The organism is Brachybacterium sp. YJGR34 (assembly GCF_003347015.1).
GTDB lineage: Bacteria > Actinomycetota > Actinomycetes > Actinomycetales > Dermabacteraceae > Brachybacterium.
Genome location: NZ_PNFB01000002.1, coordinates 356905 through 376955 on the forward strand (window position 1 = coordinate 356905; position 20051 = coordinate 376955).

The 20051-nt window shown below is 74.8% G+C and carries 16 protein-coding genes; 10 read left to right on the forward strand and 6 right to left on the reverse strand.

Annotated features, from left to right (window positions below; translation table 11 throughout):
- The first annotated feature begins 18 nt into the window (after positions 1–18).
- From rplQ to CXH06_RS03610, 3 genes are all read left to right on the forward strand, one after another.
- Positions 19–483 (forward strand): 50S ribosomal protein L17, encoded by a 465-nt coding sequence (gene rplQ, locus CXH06_RS03600; protein ID WP_114853769.1) that lies wholly within the window; start codon positions 19–21, stop codon positions 481–483.
- A gap of 250 nt (positions 484–733) precedes the next feature.
- Positions 734–2827, forward strand: coding sequence for an S-layer homology domain-containing protein (locus tag CXH06_RS03605; RefSeq protein ID WP_114853770.1), 2094 nt, complete (start codon positions 734–736; stop codon positions 2825–2827).
- Positions 2828–2862: 35 nt separating this feature from the next.
- A complete protein-coding gene (locus CXH06_RS03610; protein ID WP_114853771.1) occupies positions 2863–5196 on the forward strand; it encodes a glycosyltransferase in 2334 nt (777 codons plus the stop codon).
- Positions 5197–5215: 19 nt separating this feature from the next.
- On the opposite strand, the gene purL is transcribed toward CXH06_RS03610, so the two are convergent.
- From purL to CXH06_RS03625, 3 genes are all read right to left on the reverse strand, one after another.
- Positions 5216–7561, reverse strand: a complete 2346-nt coding sequence (gene purL / locus CXH06_RS03615; protein WP_114853772.1) for a phosphoribosylformylglycinamidine synthase subunit PurL — start codon at positions 7559–7561, stop codon at positions 5216–5218.
- A 144-nt stretch (positions 7562–7705) separates the two neighbouring features.
- On the reverse strand, positions 7706–9859 hold the full coding sequence (locus CXH06_RS03620; RefSeq protein ID WP_114853773.1) for an acyl-CoA dehydrogenase: 2154 nt from the start codon (positions 9857–9859) through the stop codon (positions 7706–7708).
- The gene (locus CXH06_RS03625; RefSeq protein WP_114853774.1) at positions 9856–10479 is read right to left on the reverse strand and encodes a TetR/AcrR family transcriptional regulator; all 624 of its coding nucleotides are present in this window, start codon (positions 10477–10479) and stop codon (positions 9856–9858) included. Before CXH06_RS03625 ends, CXH06_RS03620 begins: the two co-directional genes overlap by 4 nt.
- Before the next feature lie 80 nt (positions 10480–10559).
- Between CXH06_RS03625 and CXH06_RS03630 the strand changes: the two genes are divergently transcribed.
- The 3 genes from CXH06_RS03630 to CXH06_RS03640 are packed head-to-tail and all read left to right on the forward strand — an operon-like array spanning position 10560 to position 14264.
- Complete coding sequence (locus CXH06_RS03630; protein WP_114853836.1) at positions 10560–11876, forward strand: acetyl-CoA C-acetyltransferase; 1317 nt, start codon at positions 10560–10562, stop codon at positions 11874–11876.
- 58 nt (positions 11877–11934) lie between these two features.
- Entirely contained in the window at positions 11935–13275 is a 1341-nt protein-coding gene (locus tag CXH06_RS03635) for a 3-oxoacyl-ACP reductase (RefSeq protein ID WP_114853775.1), read from the forward strand.
- The gene (locus tag CXH06_RS03640) at positions 13272–14264 is read left to right on the forward strand and encodes a MaoC/PaaZ C-terminal domain-containing protein (RefSeq protein WP_114853776.1); all 993 of its coding nucleotides are present in this window, start codon (positions 13272–13274) and stop codon (positions 14262–14264) included. Before CXH06_RS03635 ends, CXH06_RS03640 begins: the two co-directional genes overlap by 4 nt.
- A 7-nt stretch (positions 14265–14271) precedes the next feature.
- On the opposite strand, the gene CXH06_RS03645 is transcribed toward CXH06_RS03640, so the two are convergent.
- A complete protein-coding gene (locus tag CXH06_RS03645) occupies positions 14272–15234 on the reverse strand; it encodes a nucleoside hydrolase (protein ID WP_114853777.1) in 963 nt (320 codons plus the stop codon).
- Positions 15235–15303: 69 nt separating this feature from the next.
- Here CXH06_RS03645 and CXH06_RS03650 point away from each other — a divergent pair, with 69 nt between their 5' ends.
- A complete protein-coding gene (locus CXH06_RS03650; RefSeq protein WP_114853778.1) occupies positions 15304–15699 on the forward strand; it encodes an MmcQ/YjbR family DNA-binding protein in 396 nt (131 codons plus the stop codon).
- Positions 15700–15733: 34 nt separating this feature from the next.
- A complete protein-coding gene (locus tag CXH06_RS03655) occupies positions 15734–16546 on the forward strand; it encodes a MerR family transcriptional regulator (RefSeq protein ID WP_114853779.1) in 813 nt (270 codons plus the stop codon).
- 29 nt (positions 16547–16575) lie between these two features.
- On the opposite strand, the gene CXH06_RS18510 is transcribed toward CXH06_RS03655, so the two are convergent.
- Together CXH06_RS18510 and CXH06_RS03660 are read right to left on the reverse strand one after the other, a co-directional pair.
- Positions 16576–16746, reverse strand: a complete 171-nt coding sequence (locus CXH06_RS18510; protein WP_232820177.1) for a hypothetical protein — start codon at positions 16744–16746, stop codon at positions 16576–16578.
- Positions 16743–17690, reverse strand: a complete 948-nt coding sequence (locus CXH06_RS03660) for a serine hydrolase (RefSeq protein WP_232820178.1) — start codon at positions 17688–17690, stop codon at positions 16743–16745. Before CXH06_RS03660 ends, CXH06_RS18510 begins: the two co-directional genes overlap by 4 nt.
- A 99-nt stretch (positions 17691–17789) precedes the next feature.
- Between CXH06_RS03660 and CXH06_RS03665 the strand changes: the two genes are divergently transcribed.
- Complete coding sequence (locus CXH06_RS03665) at positions 17790–18836, forward strand: pirin family protein (RefSeq protein ID WP_114853780.1); 1047 nt, start codon at positions 17790–17792, stop codon at positions 18834–18836.
- A gap of 11 nt (positions 18837–18847) precedes the next feature.
- A complete protein-coding gene (locus CXH06_RS03670; RefSeq protein ID WP_157975578.1) occupies positions 18848–20038 on the forward strand; it encodes a class I SAM-dependent methyltransferase in 1191 nt (396 codons plus the stop codon).
- The last annotated feature ends 13 nt before the right edge of the window (positions 20039–20051 follow it).

A 20051-nucleotide genomic window follows, 5' to 3' on the forward strand; every position in this document is an offset into this window, starting at 1 on the left:
TCATCTAGGAGAACGACCATGCCTGCACCCACCAAGGGCGCGCGCCTCGGCGGATCCCCCGCTCACGAGCGGATGATCCTCGCGGGACTCGCGACCGAGCTGTTCCGCCACAAGGCGATCACCACCACCGAGACCAAGGCCAAGCGCCTGCGCCCCTACGCCGAGCGCCTGGTCACCTTCGCGAAGAAGGGCGATCTGGCCTCCCGCCGTCGCGTCATGCGCACCATCCGCGACCGCGGCGTCGTCTACTCGCTGTTCGAGGAGATCGCGCCGACCTTCGCCGAGCGTCCGGGCGGCTACACCCGCATCACGAAGATCGGCCCGCGCAAGGGCGACAACGCTCCCATGGCCGTCATCGAGCTGGTCACCGAGGAGTACTCCCCGAAGCAGGCCGTCGTGAAGGAGGCCGAGGGCGCCGCCAAGAACGCCGCGCCGGCCGAGGGCGCCGAGGCTGCCGAGGGCACCGAGGACAGCAACGCCTGATCGTCCGAGGACGATCGCCGCGAGGGCGGGTCGCCGGGGGAACCCCGACGGCCCGCCCTCGTCGTCGGTCCGGACCGATTCCGATTCGTGACCCGGCAGGGCGGAGAACGGTTGCCCGTCCCGCTATCGTCACCACCGGGGGCGTGATGTCGCCAGGGCCCGATCGCGCTCGGCGGACGGCCGTGCGTGCGGGACCGATCGACGGTGCCCCCCGCTCGACGCCCTGTCCCCAGAGATCCGGAGCCGCCCCGTGTCCGATCGCCACGCCCTCCCCGCCCGCCCGACCCGCGTCCCGGGCGATGCATCGCCGCTCCCCGCGCGCACCGGTCCTTCGCGCCGCGCGCTGCTGGCGGCCACGGCCGTCGGTGTCCCGGTCGCGGCGGCGCTCGGCGGCGCCCCCGCCGCCGCGGATCCTGCCCGTCCCGCCGATCCGGCCGATCCCGCGGTCACGGGCGGTGAGACCCGCATCCTGGACATCCCCCTCGCCGACGCACCGCTCGTCGAGGCGGAGGGCACGGAGGTGCGAGAGCTGGCGCAGCAGCCTGCCACCATGGTCGGGGTGACCTGGCCGGCGGACGTCGAGGCCCCGGAGGTGCAGGCGCGCGGCCTGCTCGCCGAGGACGGCGGCTGGTCGCCGTGGTGCCCGCTCGAGCCCGCCGAGGATCCCGAGACCGGGGAGCTCGCGACCGGCACCGAGGTCGCCTGGATGGGTGACGTGACGGGCCTGCAGATCCGGGCGGAGCTGGACGGCAGCGACGTCTCCGAGGTGCTCACCGCGCATGTCGTGACCACCTCGCAGGCCGCCCTCGACGAGCAGGTCGACCAGCTCGAGGAGGAGGCCGGGACCGAGCCGCAGCAGCAGCCTGCCCTGCGGTCCGCGAGCACGGCCGCCAATCCGGCCACACCGGCGCTGGGCCCGGGCGCCCCGAGCTATGTCAGTCGGGCCTCCTGGGGCGCCGACGAGTCCGTGGTCCGCGGGACGCGCGGGGCCGAGCGGCTGAAGGCCGTGGTCATCCACCACTCCGCCGGCACCAACGACTACAGCGCGACCCAGTCCGCCCAGATCCTCCGCGGCATCCACGCGTATCACACCCGCACGCTGGGCTGGGCGGACATCGGCTACAACCTCCTCGTGGACCGCTACGGCCGGATCTTCGAGGGCCGCAGCGGGGGCCTGCACCGCTCGATCATCGGCGCCCATGCCTACGGCTTCAACACCGGCTCCTTCGGCGTGTGCGTGATGGGGGACCACACCGCGCGCACCGTCCCGGCGGCCACCCGCACCGCGCTCTCCCGGATCGTGGCCTGGAAGCTGCTGAGCACCTTCACCACGAGCACCTCCGTCGCCGCCTCCTGGACCCCGGGCAGCGGCACCCGCTTCCCCGCGGGCACGCCCGTCTCGCTCCCGGTGGTGCTGGGCCACCGCGACGTCAACTACACCGAGTGCCCGGGCCGCAGCCTCTACGACCAGCTCGGCACGATCCGCCGTGAGGCGCAGGGCTACCTCGACTCGGGCTGGCGTGAGCATCTGCTCGCCTTCGAAGGCGCCGGCGGCGGCGCGGCGCTGGGCACCGTGGTCAAGGGCGCGCACCGCACCGGCGGCTACACCGCGACCGTGCTCACCTCGGGTCTGGTGCTCCAGGAGAGCGGCGACGCCCGCGGCTACGCGACGCCGATGGCCGCGCAGTGGCGGGCCTCGTGGGGACGGCCGTCCTCCGCCGCCTTCACCCGCGAGACCCAGACCGTGCAGCGCTTCGAGCAGGGTGCCGCGGTCGAGATGGGCGGACGGGTCGTCTTCCACGACTCCCGCTTCATCGACGTCCCGCCGGATCTCATGTTCCGCGCCGAGATCGAGCAGCTCGCCGCGCGCGGCATCACCACGGGGTGGCCCGACGGCACCTACCGGCCGCTCTCGCCCATCCAGCGCGACGCGATGGCGGTCTTCATCTACCGCAGCATGGGCTCGCCCTCCTTCTCCCCGCCCTCGCGCTCCCCGTTCCGGGACATGCCCCGGGACCGCATGTACTACCGCGAGATCACCTGGGCGCATGCCCAGGGCATCGTCGAGGGGTGGCCGGACGGCACCTTCCGTCCCACCGCGTCGATCGAGCGCGGCGCCCTGGCCGCCTTCCTGTACCGTGCCTCCGGGAAGCCCGCGTCCGGGACCTCGAGCCCCTTCCGGGACGTCCCGTCGAACCACCAGTTCGCACGGGAGATCACCTGGCTGGCGGACACGGGGATCACCACCGGATGGCCCGACGGCACGTTCCGGCCGCGGGCGCCGATCGGCCGTGACGCGATGGCGGCCTTCATGATCCGCTGGATGGAGCATCGCGGGATCTGACCGGGGACGGTCCGGCCCGCCGGAGAGGAGCTGCGGTGAGGGTCGCCCTGCTGTGCGATGTCGATCAGACCGTCTACCACGTCGGTGACGAGGCGATCGCGACGATGAGCGCCGCCCGCCTGGAGGCGCGCGGCGTCGAGGTGGTGCGCATCTCGCGCCACGAGAAGTACGGGCCGGGCGGCACCGCCCCGGCGGCGAGCATCCCGGCGCTGACCTTCCCGTGGCCGCTCGAGGACCGTGCCCGCTATCTCGGGGAGATCCGCCGTGTGCTCGCCGGTGATCGCGGCGCGCTCCCCGCGGAGGACAAGCTCTTCGGGATCATCGAGCAGCTGCGCGCCGTGGACGCCCTGGTGATCGGGGGCGGCGGCAGTCTCACCTCCCGCTACGGCTGGCTGCTCGACGAGCGCCTGGCGACGGCGCTGGTGGCCCGCGCGCTCGGGAAGCCGGTGGTGCTCACCGGGCAGAGCCTGGGCCCCGAGCTCACCGACGCCGATCGCGAGAGCGTGGGGGAGCTGCTGGACCTGTGCACCCTGGTGGGGCTGCGGGACGCGGGCAGCGCGCGCCGCGCGCGGGCGCTGCGGCCCGGGCACCCCGCCCTCGTGCACACCGCGGACGACGCCACCGGCATCGGTCTGGCGGAGGGGAGCGCGGCTCCGGACCCCGAGCTGCTCAGCGTCACCCTGGGCGGGGACGGCGAGCCCTTCCCGCGCGAGGACTACGTCGCCGTGGTCTGCGCGGTGATCGAGCAGCTCGTCGAGCGCACCGGCGCGCGCGTCGAGCTGGTCCCGCACATGGCCGATCCCGACGTCGGCGGCGGCGACCTGGCGCTGCACGCCGAGGTCGCCGAGCGCCTGCGCGTCCCGTCGACGGTGCTCCCGATCGAGCCGGACACGGTCTCCGCCGCTCGCACCACCGCCGCGGCCTGGGTGATCACCACGCGCTTCCACCCGGTGGTCTTCGGCGCCGCCGCCGGGTCCTCCGTGCTGGCCCTGCCCCTGAACCGCTACGGCGCCTCCCGCATGGACGGCGCCCTTCGCACCGCGGGGCTGGCCGGGGGCGCGGTGCCGCTCGCCGCGCTGTGGGACCCGCGGACCGGGGGCGCCTCGGACCTGGTCGGCCCCGTGGCCGAGGCCCTGGTGGCCGGCCGGGAGGCCGAGACCGCCGCGCTCGCGGGCCGCCGTCCCCGACTGCTCGGCGCGGTCGAGGACTGGTGGGACCGTGTGGTCCGGTCCCTGGACGGCACGGTCCCGGAGGACCTCGAGGACCCGCGCGGCGCCGGCATCGAGCCCGTGCAGCGCTGGGAGCCCGCGCTGCGTGCGCAGCTCGCCCCCTGGACCCGCACCGTCGGGAGCGCGGGGTCGGCGGCCGGCGCCGCGGCGGCCGGCCCGTCGGCCGCGATCATCCTGCGCACCCGCGACCGGCCCCGCCTGCTGGACCGTGCCGTCCAGGACGTGCTCGCCCAGACCCGGCAGGACTGGGAGCTGGTGATCGTCGACGACGCCGGCGACGCCGCCGCGGTCGATGCGCTCGCGGCCCGCTACGCCGCCGAGGCCGACGGCCGGGTCCGGGTGATCCACCGGGCGCGCTCGACCGGGATGGAGGCGGCCAGCAACCACGGCCTGCGCGAGAGCACGGCGGCGGCCGTGGTGCTCCATGACGACGACGACACCTGGCACCCGACCTTCCTGCAGGAGACGCTCGCGCACCTGGACGCCCATCCCGAGCAGGACGCCGTGGTGGTGCGCACGCTGATCGTGCATGAGCACGAGACGCCCACGGGCTTCGTCGAGGACGAGATCTTCCCCTCCTGGCCCGAGCTGGAGGGCGTCCGGCTGCTCGACTATCTCGCGGTGAACCGCCACGTGCCGATCGCCATGCTGCACCGGCGGAGCGTCCACGAGATCGTGGGGCCCTACGACGAGTCCCTGCCCGTCGTGGGCGACTACGCCTTCCACCTCGAGCTGCTGCAGCACGGGGAGGTGGGCTTCCTCGACCGCCCGCTCGCCCAGTGGCGGCAGCGGCCCACCGCCGTGGGCGCCGGCAGCAACTCGATGTACGCGCTCGCCGGCGGGCATCGGCACTACGACGCCGTGCTGGCCGAGCGGCATCTGCAGCGCTGGACCGCCGAGCACGGCCTCGGGCTGCCGATGTTCCTGTCCCGGACCACCGAGACCCTGGTGGGGCGCAGCGAGGAGCGGATCCTCGAGGAGCTGCGCGCCCTGCGCGAGGAGGTGCTCCGGCTCGAGCGGACCCTCGAGCGCCGGGACCCTGTGCGCCTCGCCGCCGGTGCGGCACGTCGTGCGCGCCGCGCGGCGCGACGGGCGCTGGACGGGGGACGCCGGCGGCTGCCGTCCCGCCGCGAGCGCTGAGGCCCGCGGCGGGGGCGGCTCAGCCGAAGTGGCGGGGGAGGGTTCCCTCGCGCAGCGCCCGCAGCGTGGTCACCGCGAAGCGGTCCACGCCGGCGATCTCGAGGGCGTCGCCGCCGGTGGTGCCGAGGCGCAGCACCGGCACGCCGTGCTCGGCGGCGAGCGCCGCGAGGCGCTCCTCGTGCTCGGCCGGCACCGCGACCAGCGCCCGGGCCTGGGACTCGGAGAACAGGGCGGTCGCGAGGTCCACGCCGTCGCGCTCGAGCAGCGGCGCGAGGTCCACGCGGGCCCCGGTGCGCGGGGACTCCTCCGCGCCGAAGCGGGTCGCGGCCTCGACCAGCGCCTGGGCGAGGCCGCCCTCGGAGAGGTCGTGGGAGGCGGCTGCCAGACCCTCCGCGGCGGCGGCGATGAGCACCTGGGCCAGGGAGCGCTCGGCCGCGAGATCGACCTGCGGGGGCATTCCGCCGAGGTGATCGTGGGCCACCTGCGCCCAGGCGGAGCCGGAGAGCTCCTCCCTGGTGGTGCCCAGCAGCAGCACCGTCAGCCCCTCCTCCTGCCAGCCGGAGGGGACGCGACGGGCGACGTCCTCCAGCACGCCCAGCACGCCGACCACGGGCGTGGGGTGGATCGCGGAGTCGATGCGGCCGCTCTCGCCGGTCGAGTTGTACAGCGAGACGTTGCCGCCGGTGACGGGGACCTCGAGGGTCTCGCAGGCCTCGGCGAGGCCGCCGATCGCCTCGACCAGCTGCCACATGGGGCCCGGGTCCTCGGGGGAGCCGAAGTTCAGGCAGTCGGTGATCGCCAGCGGCACCGCGCCGGAGGCGGCGACATTGCGATAGGCCTCCGCGAGCGCGAGCTGCGCGCCGGTGCGGGGGTCGAGCTTGGTGTAGCGGCCGTTGGCGTCGGTCGCCAGTGCCACGCCGCGGCCGGTGGTCTCGTCCACGCGGACCACGCCGGCATCGTCCGGCATGGACAGCGCGGTGTTGCCGCCCACGTAGCGGTCGTACTGGTCGGTGACCCAGGAGGCGGAGGCGAGGTTCGGGGAGGCGATGAGGGTGCGCAGCGTCTCGGCGAGCTCCTCGGCGCTCTGCGGGCGGGGGAGTGCCTCGGCGGTATCGGCCTGCAGGGCGTCCTGCCAGTCGGGACGGGCGTAGGGCCGGTCGTAGACGGGGCCGTCGACGGCGACGGTCGCGGGATCCACGTCCACGATGCGGTGGCCGTCGTGGTCGATGGTGAGGCGGCCGTCGCCGGTGACCTCGCCGATCACCGCGGCCTCCACGTCCCACTTCTCCGCGATCGCCTGGAACTCGGCGAGCTTCTCGGGACGGACCACGGCCATCATCCGCTCCTGCGACTCGCTCATGAGGATCTCGCCGGCGGTGAGGGTGGGATCGCGCAGCAGCACGTTCTCGAGGTCGATGTGCATGCCCGAGCGGCCGTTGGCGGCCAGCTCGCTGGTGGCGCAGGAGATGCCGGCGGCGCCCAGGTCCTGGATGCCCTCGACGGTGCCGGCGGCGAACAGCTCGAGGCAGCACTCGATGAGGACCTTCTCCATGAAGGGGTCGCCCACCTGGACGCTGGGCCGCTTGACGGGGCCGCCCTCGTCGAAGGTCTCCGAGGCGAGGATCGAGGCGCCGCCGATGCCGTCGCCGCCGGTGCGGGCGCCGAAGAGCACCACCTGGTTGCCGGGCCCCGTGGCGGAGGCGAGGTGGATGTCCTCATGACGCAGCACGCCCAGGCAGAGGGCGTTGACCAGGGGGTTGGTCTGATATGCGGCGTCGAAGACGGTCTCGCCGCCGATATTGGGCAGGCCCAGGGAGTTTCCGTAGCCGCCCACGCCGGAGACCACGCCGTGGACCACCCGCTGGGTGTCCGGGTGGTCGATCGCGCCGAAGCGCAGCTGGTCCATGACCGCGACCGGCCGCGCGCCCATCGAGATGATGTCTCGGACGATGCCGCCCACGCCCGTGGCCGCGCCCTGGTACGGCTCGACGTAGGAGGGGTGGTTGTGGGACTCGACCTTGAAGGTCACCGCCCAGCCGTCGCCGATGTCGACCACGCCGGCGTTCTCGCCCATGCCCACCAGCAGCTTCTCCCGCATCGCCTCGGTGGTGTGCTGGCCGAAGGTGCTCAGATGGCGCTTGGAGGACTTGTAGGAGCAGTGCTCGGACCACATGACCGAGTACATGGCGAGCTCCGCGTTGGTGGGGCGGCGCCCCAGGATCTCCCGGATGCTCGCGTACTCGTCCTCCTTGAGGCCGAGCGCCGCGTACGGCTGCTCCTGGTCCGGCGTGGCGGCGGCGGACTCGACCGTGTCGACGTCCGCGGGCCGGCCGTGCGGGGTGGTGGGGGCGGTCTCAGCGGTCATCGCGGGTTCGGATCCGTTCGTCACGAGGGCGGGGGCAGGGCGGACCCGGCGAGGGTCCGGCGCGGTGCCCCCAGTCTACGATCGCGGGCGGCGCGCGAGCGGCCCGGTGCGGCGCGGTGAGACCGGGACCTCGCGCCCCGCGGCTCAGGCTCCGCGCCGGGCGGCCTTCTCCCGGTCCCGCAGCACCTTCTCGCTGACCGGCGCGGTCGAGCTCGCGCGCTGGGCGCGGGCGTGCTCGGCCGCCTCGTCCTGCCGCTCCCGCTCGCCGCCCAGGGCGATCGGTGCGCGCACGTGCCCGGGGCGGATGTCGAAGGCGGCGACCAGATCCAGCACATGGGGGCGCAGCCGCCACAGCAGGCGACGCAGATCGGTGCCGATCTGCCGGCCGCGCTGCGCGGAGATCATGCCGCTGAGCAGGAACCAGGCCAGATCGTCCTCGATCGCGGTGAGGCCGAAGAGGTCCCGCACGTCGGTGAGCACCGCACGGCTGCCCTCGTCCTCGATCGCCGCGATCCCCGCGGTGAAGGCGCGCCAGCGCACCAGGTCGGCGTGGGCCCGGGCCGCCTCGAGCATCTCCACCTGGTGCTTGTTGACCTCGGCGGCGGCGTCGGCCGGGCTCATCCGCGCGGTGGGGCGCAGGGCGAGCGCCACCTCCTCGACCTTGACCCGGGCGCGATCGGCGAGCAGCTGCTCCTGGAACTCCGCCTGGCGCATCGAGTCGAAGGCGCGCCGGGGGCTTCCGCGATCGGCGATGTCCTGACCCAGCCGCGCCCAGGGGGTGTGGCGCTTGGCCAGCACCTCCGCCCGCTGGGCGATGAAGCGGCCGATCCCGGCGCGGTCCACGCTGCGCAGCTCCGAGGTGTAGTCGCTCAGCAGGCGCTTGGCCACCAGCTGCAGCAGGACCGTGTTGTCCCCCTCGAAGGTCGCGTAGACGTCGAGGTCCTGGTGCAGGCCCACCAGCTGGTTCTCCGCCATGAAACCGGCGCCGCCGCAGGCCTCGCGGCACTCCTGGATGGTGTCTAGCGCAAGGCGGGTGGAGGTGGGCTTGAGCGCCGCGGCGAGGGTCTCGAGGTCCTCGCGCGCGGCGGGGGAGTCGCCGCGGCCGGAGAAGACGTCGTCGAAGGCCTGCAGCAGCTGCTCGTGGGCGAAGGCGCCGGCGTAGGTCGCGGCGAGCCGGGGCAGCAGGCGGTGCAGATGCGTCTGGTAGTCCATCAGCACCGTCTCCTCTGTGGGATCGGCGGCGGTGAACTGGCGGCGCTGGGTGGCGTAGGTGATCGCGATGTGGAGGGCCAGCTGACTGGCGCGGATCGCGGAGCCGTCCAGGGAGACCCGGCCCTGCACCAGCGTGCCCAGCATCGTGAAGAAGCGCCGCCCGGGGGATTCGATCGGGGAGGTGTACGTGCCGTCGGCGGCGACGTTCCCGTAGCGGTTCAGCAGGTGGGTGCGGGGCACGCGGACGTGGTCGAAGGCGAGGCGGCCGTTGTCGATCCCGTTCAGTCCGCCCTTGGGGCCGTCGTCCTCGCTCGCGACCCCCGGCAGCAGCTCGCCCTCGGCGTCGCGCACGGGCACGTAGAAGCAGTGGACGCCGTGGTCCACGCCGCGGGTGATGAGCCGCGCGAAGACGGTCGCGGCGCGTGCGTGCAGCGCCGCGTTGCCCAGGAACTCCTTCCACGCGGCGCGGATGGGGGTGTTCAGGACCCATTCCTCGGTCGCGGGATCGTAGGTGGCGGTGGTGGCCAGGGACTGCACGTCGGAGCCGTGGCCGATCTCGGTCATCGCGAAGGCCCCCGGGGTCTCGAGGCTCATGGCGTCCGGCACCCAGGCGCGCTGCTGCTCCTCGTTGCCCAGCTGCACGATCGCGGAGGTGAACAGCCCCCACTGCACGCCCGCCTTGATCTGCAGCGAGGGGTCGGCGACGACCAGCTCCTCGAAGGCGGCGACGTTGGCACCGTTGTCGTTGGGGCCGCCCAGGTGCTCGGGCAGCATCGGCAGGGAGACCTCCTCCTCGGCGAGGAGGTGGAGCTGGCCGAGCACGCGCTCGCGGTGCTCGGCCACGGTCGCGTCCAGCGGCCGGTGCAGCGCGGGACGCGCCGCCCGCTCCCGCGCGGCGCGGCGGGTGTCGGCCCAGCGGCCCAGCAGCGCCTCGGAGACCATCTCGACGTCGAGGCGGTCGGCGCCGCCGGGCGGCACCGCGAGGGGGCCGGTGGGGGTCTCGGACGAGGTGCCCGCCTCCCGGCTCTCCTCGGCGGGGGTGCCCGGTGCGGGGGCGGTGGTCGATGCGGGGGCGTCGGTCCTCATGCGTTCAGTCCCTTCATGAGCCAGGTGACCAGGTGGGCCACCAGCTGATCGGAGGTGAGAGGGGCGGGGCCGTCGCCGGCGGCGGCCTCGTGCTCGGTCATCCAGGTGTCCACGGCCCGCTCCACGAAGCCGACGGCCCCGTGCGCCCAGACCTGGGGGGCCGGGGTCTGCTCCGGCAGGAAGGTCGTGACCAGGCGGGAGACGGCGCCGAGGAAGTGGTTCAGCCCGTCGCTGGGCCGGGTGACGAAGCGGTAGACGCCGGGGGAGCGCTGCGCGGTCTCGACGTAGGCGCGGATCATCGCGTGGAGGCGCTCGTCCGGATCCGGCTCCCGGCCGACGGCGTCCTCGAGGGACCGCATCTCGGCGAGCAGCTTCTCGTGCATGGTGCCCAGGATGCTGCGGCCCAGCTCGCGCTGGAGGTGGGCCTTGTCCTCGAAGTAGCGGTAGACGATGGACTTCGAGGTGCCGGAGGCTGCGGCGATGTCCTCCATGGTCACGTCGGGGCCCTGCTCATGGATCAGGTGCCGGGCCACGTCCAGCAGCTCGGCACGGCGCTGCGCCCGGTGGCGCTCCCAGCGCGCCGAGCGTCCGTCCACGGGGGCTTGCGTCGTCGCGTTCACGGAACCTAGGGTATCAAGTACCGGCGGTTCTATGTAAAGTGCTGAGCGGCCACGACTCCGACCACGACGAGGTGCACACAGTGAACGAGTTCCCGCGCGACGCGCTGATCCTGGGCGGAAACCGTATCCCCTTCGCCCGCGCCGGCGGAGCCTATGCCGGCATTTCCGAGCAGGACCTGCTCACCGCGGCCCTCGAGGGGCTGGTGGCCCGCTTCGGGCTGCAGGACGAGCAGCTGGGCGAGATCGCCGGCGGCGCCGTGCTCAAGCTCGCCGGGGACCTCAACCTCACCCGCGAGAGCGCGCTGGGCACGCCGCTGGACCCCCGCACCCCGACGATCGACCTCTCCCGGGCCTGCGCCACGAGCCTGGAGACCATGGTCCACGTGTCCAACCGGATCCAGCTGGGGCAGATCGACTCCGGCATCGCCTGCGGGGTCGACTCGGCCTCCGACGCCCCGATCGAGGTCACCCCGGCCCTGCGCCGCATCCTCCATCGGGCGAGCGCCGCGAAGACCGCCGCGCAGCGCCTCCGGGCGCTCGCCGCGATCCGCCCCTCCCACCTCGCACCGCTGCCGCCGCGCAACAGCGAGCCCCGCACGGGGCTGTCCATGGGGGAGCACCAGGCCCTGACCACCGCGCAGTGGGGCATCGGCCGCGCGGAGCAGGACGAGCTGGCGCTGGCCTCCCACCACCGCCTCGCCGCCGCGTACGAGGCCGGGTTCTTCGACGACCTGGTCACCGGATACCGCGGACTCGCCCGGGACGCGACCCTGCGCCCGGACACCACCCTTGAGAAGCTCGGCGCGCTGAAGCCCGTCTTCGGGGCGGGCACCCCGCAGGTCGCCGAGCCCACGATGACCGCCGGCAACTCCACGCCGCTGTCCGACGGCGCCTCCTCGGTCCTCCTGGGCAGCGAGGAATGGGCCGCGGGGAAGGGCCTCGTGCCGCTCGCCCGGGTGGTGGACGCCCGCAGCACCGCCGTCGACTTCACCCGCGGTGACGAGGGCCTGCTGATGGCTCCCGTGCACGCCGTGCCCGAGCTGCTGGACGCCCAGGGCCTCACCCTCCAGGACCTCGACCTCTACGAGATCCACGAGGCCTTCGCCGCGACGGTCCTGACCACCCTCGCGGCCTGGGAGTCCGAGGAGTTCTGTCGCGAGCGGCTGGGCCGCGGCGGGGCGATGGGCGCGATCGACCGCACGAAGCTCAACGTCACCGGCTCCTCGCTCGCCGCCGGCCACCCCTTCGCGGCCACCGGCGGCCGGATCGTGGCGACGCTCGCGAAGCTCCTCCATCAGCGCGCGGCCGAGACCGGCCGCGTCCAGCGCGGCCTGATCTCGGTGTGCGCCGCCTCCGGCCAGGGCACCGCCGTGCTGCTCGAATCCGTCAGCTCCTGATCCTCGCCGCACGGCCCGCCGCCGTCGCCGCGCTCCACCCCGTGAACCGGAGGTTCCCATGACCGATGCCTACACCCGCTTCGTCCGCTCCGCCCCGGGCGGGATGCTCGCGAAGCAGATCGGCCTGCCGCGACCCGCCCGGCTGCTGCGCCGGGAGGACCGCCCCGCCCCGGTGCTGGGCCCGGTGGTGGTGCTCGGTGACACCGCCGGGGCCGACGCCATCGCTCACCGGCTGCTGGAGCAGGGCGCCGACGTGCGCCGCCGGGCCGACGGGCTGACCACCATCGGCTCCGTGCTCCTCGTCCTCGACGAGCTCGCCGCCCCGGAGGAGCTGGGGCCGATCGTGCTGCCGCTGGCGGGCGCCCTGCGCTCGCTCGCCCCCGGAGCGCGGGTCATCACCCTCTCCCGGCCCGCCCGCGGCGAGGATCCCGCCCGGGACGCCGCGCGCGGCGGCGTGGAGGGCTTCCTGCGCTCCCTCGCCCACGAGATGCGCGCCGGCGGCACCGCCAACGGGGTGCTGGTCGAGGACGGGGTGGCGCTGGAGGCCCCCGGCGTCCTCGGTGCGCTGCGCTTCCTGCTCTCCGCCCGCAGCGCCTTCGTCACCGGCCAGCTCCTGACCGTCTCCTCCGCCGACGGCGCCGCCACCGAGGACCCGGCGCGCCCGCTCGCCGGTCGCACGGCGCTGGTGACCGGCGCCGCCCGCGGCATCGGCGCCTCGATCGCCCGCACCCTCGCGGCCGACGGCGCCCGGCTGATCCTCCTCGACGTGCCCGGCGCCGGCACCGAGCTGGCGCGGCTGGCCAACGAGCTGCGCGCCGTCCCGATCCAGCTCGACGTCGCCTCACCAGGCGCCGGGGACCGGCTGGTCGCCGCCCTGCGCGAGCGGAACCTGATCCTCGACGCGGTGGTGCTCAACGCCGGCATCACCCGCGACAAGCTGCTGGCCAACATGACCGCGGACCGCTGGGACCCGGTGCTCGCGGTGAACATCACCAGCCAGATCCGGCTCACCGAGGCCCTGCTCGACGCGGGAGACGTGCTCGGCCCGCAGCCCCGCGTCGTCTCCCTGGCCTCCACCAGCGGCATCGCCGGCAATCGCGGGCAGACCAACTACGCCGCCTCCAAGGCGGGGGTGATGGCCTTCGTCGACGCGCTCGCCGCGGACCTCGCCGCCCGCGGCGGCACCGCCAACGCGGTCGCTCCCGGCTTCATCGAGACCGAGATGACCGCGCGGATGCCGGCGCTGACCCGCGAGATCGCGCGCCGCCTGAACTCCCTGCAGCAGGGCGGCCTGCCCGTGGACGTCGCCGAGGCGGTCTCCTTCCTGTGCTCCGCGGAGGCCGGAGGGATCCGCGGCGCTACGCTGCGCGTGTGCGGCCAGAACATGGTGGGACGGTGAGCGCCGTGCACCGCGGAGAGCGCGTGAAGGACCTCGCCGACGTCCCCTCCTTCCCCGCCGTCTACGCGGCCGCCCTGGACCCCCGGTCCCGCCGCCGCGCCGCCGAGCCGCCGGTCCTGCCCGCGATCGCCTACCGCGTGCGCGCGGTCCGCATCGACGCCGAGCGCGCCCGCGACTTCGACCACCTGCTGGGCGGCGCGGCCACCGACATCGTCCATCCCGGCGTGCTCCACGTCCTCGCCTTCCCCGTCTCCCTCGCCCTGATGGCCCGGCGCGACGTCCCCTTCTCCCTGCTCGGGCTGGTGCACCTGCGCAACCAGGTGCTGCAGCACCGGCCGGTGCGGGTGGGGGAGCGGGTGGACGTCGAGTGCCGGATGCGGGAGCTGCGCCCGCACCGCCGCGGACACACCGTCGAGGTGGTCTCCACGATCCACGCCGCGGACGGCGAGATCGTCGCCACGGACGTCTCGACCTATCTCGCCACGGGCGAGCAGAGCTCCCGGAACCCGTCAGGGGACGGTGCCGGGTCCGCGGCCGTGGGGGCGGCCGCGGGCCCCGGGGCGACCGGCCCCGGAGGATCCGCGGGATCGCCCCGATCCGCCGGTCGCGAGGCCTTCGTCCCGCCGCGGCCGTCGGGCCGCTGGCGCCTGGCCGCGGACACCGGGAGGCGCTACGCCGCGGTCTCCGGGGACGCGAACCCGATCCATCTGACGGCCCTCAGTGCGCGGGCCTTCGGCTTCCCGCGGGCCATCGCGCACGGCATGTACACCGCCTCGCGGGCTCTCACCGAGTCCCGCGTGGACCTCTCGCGGCCGCTGCGCTGGGACGTCACCTTCGACGCCCCGGTGACCCTGCCGGGGACGGTGCTGGTTTCCTACCAGGACGATCCGAGCACAGGGTCCGTGCGCTGCGTGGGCTGGCGCGCCGCGACGGAGGAGAAGGGGCCCCGGCGCTGCTTCGAGGTCGAGGTCACCATGCTCGCCCGGTGACACGCGGTCAGGCGGACAGCCCCTGCTCGAGGACGCCCAGCAGGTGCTCGATGAAGTCCTCGGGCCGGACGTCCGTGAGCAGCTCGAGGTTCGGCTGCCGGCCCCAGCGGCCCAGCTCGTCGCCCACGGTCTGGCCGCGGGTCAGGGTCCCGGCCAGCTCGACGTCCACCGCCAGGGAACGGGTGGCGGCGAAGTCCCCGGTGACCGCGTGCGCGGCCACCAGGGGATCGTGGACGTGGGCGCTCCAGCCGAAGCCGTCGGCCTCGTGGAAGGCGAAGTAGAAGCGCAGCGCATCCACCAGGATCGTGGCCACGGGATGGCCCGTGTCCGCGGCGAGGGCGATCAGCCGGTCCAGGGTCTCCTGCGTGAAGCGGACGGTCTCGGTGGCCTCGAGGGCGCCCATCACCGGGCGGGTCGGGGCGTCGGTGAAGGCGGCCAGCACGCGCTGCGCGGCCTCGGGGTCCACGGCGATGTTCCATTCGCTGGTGGCGCCGGTGTTCCCGCGGTGATTGATCGCCCCGCCCATGATGTGCAGCCGGCGCAGCAGACGCGGCAGCTCGGGCTCGATCTCCAGGGCGAGGGCGAGGTTCGTGTGCGGGCCCAGCACCAGGCCCACCACCTCGCCGGGGTGCGCGCGGGCGGTGTCCACCCAGAGCTGCGCGCCGGCGCGGGGATCCTCGGTGCGGGTGGTCGGCGGCAGCACGGCGTCGCCCAGCCCGCTCGCGCCGTGGGTGTCGTCGGCCGTCATGAGCGGCTGGACCAGGGGCTGGTCCGCGCCCCGGCACACGGGAGCGTCGATCCCGAGCAGCTCGGAGAGCGCGAGATTGTTGCGGTGCACGGTCGGGAGGTCGACGTTGCCGGCGGTCGAGACGATGCCGGAGATCGACACGTCGGCCCGGGCGGCGAGATAGGTCAGCGCGATCGCGTCGTCGATGCCGGTGTCGCAGTCGATGAGGACGGGGAGGCTCATGCTCACAGCCTAGAGCCACGGCACCGACGGGGGCTGGCGCGGGCGCGCTTCGCGCGGGAGGATCGGTGCATGGAGCATCCGCAGATGTTCGACGACGACGATCCGCAGCTGGAGGCGGTGCGGCGGATCGCGCTCGCCCTGCCGGGGGCCGCGGAGAAGATCAGCCACGGCCGCCCCGCCTTCCACACCGTGAAGGTGCACTGCTACTACGGCGGGGCGCTGAAGGTCGCGGGGCAGTGGGAGCAGCATCCCCAGTCCGTCCTGCTGCACCTGCCGCCCGCGGAGGCCGCCGCGCTCCGCGAGGAGCCGCGGGCGTACGTCCCGGCGTATCTGGGCGGCTCAAGCTGGATCGGCCTGGACCTGGACGAGCGGACCTCGCCCCAGGAGCTCGCCGAGCTGATCGAGGAGTCCTACCGCACCGTGGCGCCGCGCCGCCTGGTGGCTCAGCTCGACGCTCGGTCTTGACCCTCACGCGACGTCAGGCCGGAGGGTGGATCCCATGACCGAGACAGCACAGCACGAGGACCTCACCGTGGGGCGCGTCGCCGAGCTGGTGGGCGTCAGCGTCCGCACCCTGCACCACTGGGACAGCATCGGCCTGGTGCGCCCCGGCGGCCGCACCTGGTCCGGGTATCGCCTGTACGACGCGCAGGACGTGGCCCGGATCCATCGGGTGCTCGTCTACCGCGAGCTCGGTCTGCCGCTCGCGGAGATCGGACGGATCCTCGATGACCCGTCGGCCGATCCCCGCGAGCACCTGCGCCGCCAGAAGGAGCTGCTCGAGGAGCGGATCCGGCGGCTGACGAGGACGGCGCGCGCCGTCGACGCGATGATCGAGAGGACGGACATGGACGAGAGCACCACGGGCCTGAGCCCGCAGGAGCAGGCACGCATCTTCGGGACCGACTGGGACCCCGCCTACCAGGACGAGGCTCGCGAGCGCTGGGGAGGCACCGACGCCTGGGCGCAGTCCGCGACCCGCGCCGCGGGCCGCGATGCCGGGCAGTGGCAGGAGCTCGCGGACGAGCTCGAGGAGGTCGAGTCCGCGCTGGCCGAGGCTCTCGGCCGCGGCGTGGCGCCCGGCAGCGAGGAGGCGAACGCCCTGGCCGAACGGCACCGCGCCACGATCGTGCGGCACTACGACTGCCCGCCGGCGCGGCAGGTGGTGCTGGCGCGGATGTACACCGAGGACCCGCGCTTCGCCGCCCACTACGACCGGCGCGAGCCGGGCCTCGCCGCCTGGCTGCGCCGGGTGATCGAGGAGAACGCGCGCGCCCACGGCGTGGATCCGCAGAGCGCGAGCTGGGACTGAGGACCGCCCCCCGCGGCGCAGGGCCCGCCCTACGCCGCGGGGGAGAGCCGGGCGAAGTCCTCGAGCAGCGGCGTCACCCGCGGCCCCAGCACCACCTGGAACAGCAGCACCCCCAGCGTCCCGTCGGGGTCGACGAAGAAGTCCGTGCCCGCGCCCCCGGACCACCCCCACCGACCGCGCTGCGGACCCTCGAGGGTCACCCCCACGCCGAAGCCCCACCCATGTGCTCCCAGAACCCGGGGAAGAACGCCTCCGGCCGCTTCGCCGCGGCGGGCACCTGGTCGCGGTGCAGCATCGCCAGATGCTCGGGCTCCAGCAGCACGCCGTCGCGCAGCGCCCGCAGGAAGCGCAGGTAGTCCGGCGCCGTCGAGAGCAGGCCGGCATGGCTCCGGTCCTCGCCCGGCGGGCCGATGTGAGGGCCGCCGCCCCGCTCCTCGACCTCGACCAGCTCCCCCTCCTCCTCGGCGTACAGGGCGGGCAGGCGGTGCCGCTGCGCGGCGGGGACGAAGAAGCCGGTGTCGACCATGCCGAGCGGACCGAACAGGGTGCGCTGCAGGTGCTCGCCCGTGGCGACCCCGGCGATCCGACCCAGCAGGATCCCCAGCAGGGAGAAGGAGTGGTGGTAGCGCCACACCTCGCCGGGCTGACCCACCAGCGGCAGGGCGGCGAGCGCCGCGAGCCAGTCGGCGGCCCCGAGCCGCGGCGGGAGGGGCCCGGCCTCGGTGCCGTCAGCCGCCATCGCCCGCTGCAGCGGCGTGTCGTCGAGGATCATCCCGTACCCGGAGGTGCAGGTCAGCAGGTGGCGCAGGGTGATCGGGCGGTGGGCCGGGACGGTGTCGGTGAGCGGAGCGTCCGGGGCGGTGAGCACGCGCGGCGCGGCGAGCTCGGGCAGCCAGGTCGCCACCGGCTCGTCGAGGGAGAGGGCGCCCTGCTCGACCAGGCGCAGGGCCGCCACCGCCGTGACGAGCTTCGTCATCGACTGGATGCGGAGGATCGCGTCGGCCGGCATCGGCGGGCCGCCGAGGGCCATCGCCCCCTCCGCGACCGGCACAGGCTCGTGCCCCACGGCGATCACCCCGCCCGGGACGACGCCGTCGCGGACGGCGCGGGCGAGGAGCGCGACGGGCGTGGTCGGCGATGACATGAGGACAGGCTAGGGGCGCGAGGGCGGCGGGCGCCATGCCCGGCCGCGGCACAGGGGGGGCAGGGCGCCGGGCCGCGGCCGACGACCTACACTCGCTGCATGCGCACCTTCGAGGACTTCGTCCTGCTGACGCCCCGCGAAGTGCCCCTCGGCGGGCCGCGCGGGATGACGGTGCACCGCACGCTGCCGGCACGACGCACCTCCCTCATCGGTGCCTGGTGCTTCGTGGACCACTTCGGCCCCGACGACGTCTCCGCCACCGACGGCATGCGGGTGGCACGCCACCCCCACACCGGCCTGGCCACCGTCTCCTGGCTGTTCGAGGGGGCGATCACCCACCGCGACTCCCTCGGCAGCCACGCGCTGGTGCGCCCCGGCGACGTGGACCTCATGGTCGCCGGCGCCGGGATCACCCATTCGGAGTTCTCCACCCTCGACACCACGGTCCTGCACGGCGTCCAGCTCTGGTACGCCCTGCCCGAGAGCACCCGCTTCGGCCCCCGGGACTTCACCGTCCACACCCCGGAGGAGATCTCCACCGCGGACGCCCGGGCCCGAGTGGGTCTGGGCTCCCTCCGCGCGAGGGACGGCAGCGGTGCGGACCTCGAGGACCGCAGCCCCGTGCCCACCGACACCGCGCTGACGATGATCCAGATCGATCTGCGCGCCGGAGCCATGCTCGAGGTGGACCTGGATCCGGGTCACGAGCACGGCCTCCTCGTCGATCGCGGGAGCGCGCACCTGAGCTGCGGCGAGCGCACGGCGCAGGCCGGCGCGCGCGAGCTGATGGTGCTGCCCGATGCCGCCGACCACCTCACGCTGCGCGCCGCGCCGGGGGAGGACCTGCGGGTGCTGCTCCTGGGCGGGGAGCCTCTGGGCGAGGAGATCATCATGTGGTGGAACTTCGTGGGCCGCACCCACGAGGAGATCGCGGCGTTCCGCGCCCGCTACCAGGCCGAGATCGGGGTGGAGCTCGCCCTCGAGGACGCGCCGATCGCCGAGGGGGCGCGCGAGCGCGGCGGCCTCGCCGCGGACGCCGAGCAGTTCGGACCCTTCGCCCCGCACACCCCCGCGGCCCTCCCCGCCCCGACGCTGCCGAACGGCCGGCTCCGCACCCGCGGCCGGCAGGGCCCCACCGACGACTGACGAAGGACACTGTGACCACACCCGATCCCGCCGACGCCCGCCCCACCGCGCCGGAGGACGACGTCGCCCCTCCGGACCAGACCGAACGGGTGATCCTGCAGGCCGCCGAGGAGGCGGGCGGTCTCGCCGCGCCCCGGGATCTGCTCGTCGTCGGCGACGCCACCGGCGCCCTGACCGCCGCCGCGCTCGCGGCGCTCGCCGGGCACGACCGCGCCCGGGTCCGCTCCTGGACCGTCTCCCGGACGGAGGCGCTCGCGCTCGCCGAGCGCTTCGCCGCGGAGGTCGCGACCGGGCGCCTCCTGCTGCCGACGGCCCGGGAGCCGCTCTCGCTGGACGAGTTCGCGGCCGGCACCGATGCCCGCCTGATGCTCGCGCGCCTGCCCAAGGCGCTCTCGGCCCTCGAGGAGCTCGCCCGGGGCGCCGCGGCACTCGCGGGCGGCGACGGCAGGGACATGGTGATCGTCGCGGGCGGGCGCACGAAGCACATGACCCGCCGCCAGAACGAGGTGCTCGCCCGCTCCTTCGCCGAGGTCCGCGCCTCGCGCGGGCTGGGCAAGTCCCGCGCCCTGATCGCCGCGGCGCCGCGGCCGGACCGCCCTGCCCCGCAGGCCGCCTCCGGCGAGGCCGCCGTGCCGGTGCGCGGGCAGGAGCGGGTGCTCCCGCTGCGCGCCCGCGGCGGGGTCTTCGGCGGGGCCCGCCCCGATGCCGGCAGCCTGCTGCTGCTCGAGGCGCTGGATCGCGCGCTGGTCGCGGGAGAGGTGACGGCCGAGGCCGCGGTGGACCTCGGCAGCGGCAGCGGCCTGCTGACCGCCTATCTCGCCGCCGCCCTGCCCGCGGCGCAGGTGCTGGGCAGCGACGACGACGCCGACGCGGTCGCCTCGACCCGCGCCACCCTCGCCGCGGCGGGCCTCGAGCGGGACGGGGTGGCCGTCACCTGGGACGCCGCGCTCGCGGGCGCGGAAGCGGACAGCGCGGACCTGGTGCTGCTGAACCCGCCCTTCCACGACGGCACTGCGGTCGACGCCACGCTGGTGCAGGGGCTGCTGGACGCCGCGGCCCGGGTGCTGCGCCCCGGCGGGCAGCTGTGGTTCGTCCACAACTCCCACCTGCGCTATCGGCCGGAGCTCGCCGCCCGGATCGGGCCGGTGCGCCAGCGGGCACGGGACCGCCGCTTCACCGTGCTCTCCGCCGTGCGCGACTGAGGGGCCACGCCCG

Excerpts from the sequence above, each read along its gene's own strand:
- rplQ (WP_114853769.1), top strand. The coding sequence starts at position 19 with ATGCCTGCACCCACCAAGGGCGCGCGCCTCGGCGGATCCCCCGCTCAC.
- CXH06_RS03655 (WP_114853779.1), top strand. The coding sequence starts at position 15,734 with ATGACCGAGACAGCACAGCACGAGGACCTCACCGTGGGGCGCGTCGCC.
- CXH06_RS03645 (WP_114853777.1), bottom strand. The coding sequence starts at position 15,234 with ATGAGCCTCCCCGTCCTCATCGACTGCGACACCGGCATCGACGACGCG.
- CXH06_RS03660 (WP_232820178.1), bottom strand. The coding sequence starts at position 17,690 with ATGTCATCGCCGACCACGCCCGTCGCGCTCCTCGCCCGCGCCGTCCGC.
- CXH06_RS03620 (WP_114853773.1), bottom strand. The coding sequence starts at position 9,859 with ATGAGGACCGACGCCCCCGCATCGACCACCGCCCCCGCACCGGGCACC.
- CXH06_RS03665 (WP_114853780.1), top strand. The coding sequence starts at position 17,790 with ATGCGCACCTTCGAGGACTTCGTCCTGCTGACGCCCCGCGAAGTGCCC.
- purL (WP_114853772.1), bottom strand. The coding sequence starts at position 7,561 with ATGACCGCTGAGACCGCCCCCACCACCCCGCACGGCCGGCCCGCGGAC.
- CXH06_RS03650 (WP_114853778.1), top strand. The coding sequence starts at position 15,304 with ATGGAGCATCCGCAGATGTTCGACGACGACGATCCGCAGCTGGAGGCG.
- CXH06_RS03635 (WP_114853775.1), top strand. The coding sequence starts at position 11,935 with ATGACCGATGCCTACACCCGCTTCGTCCGCTCCGCCCCGGGCGGGATG.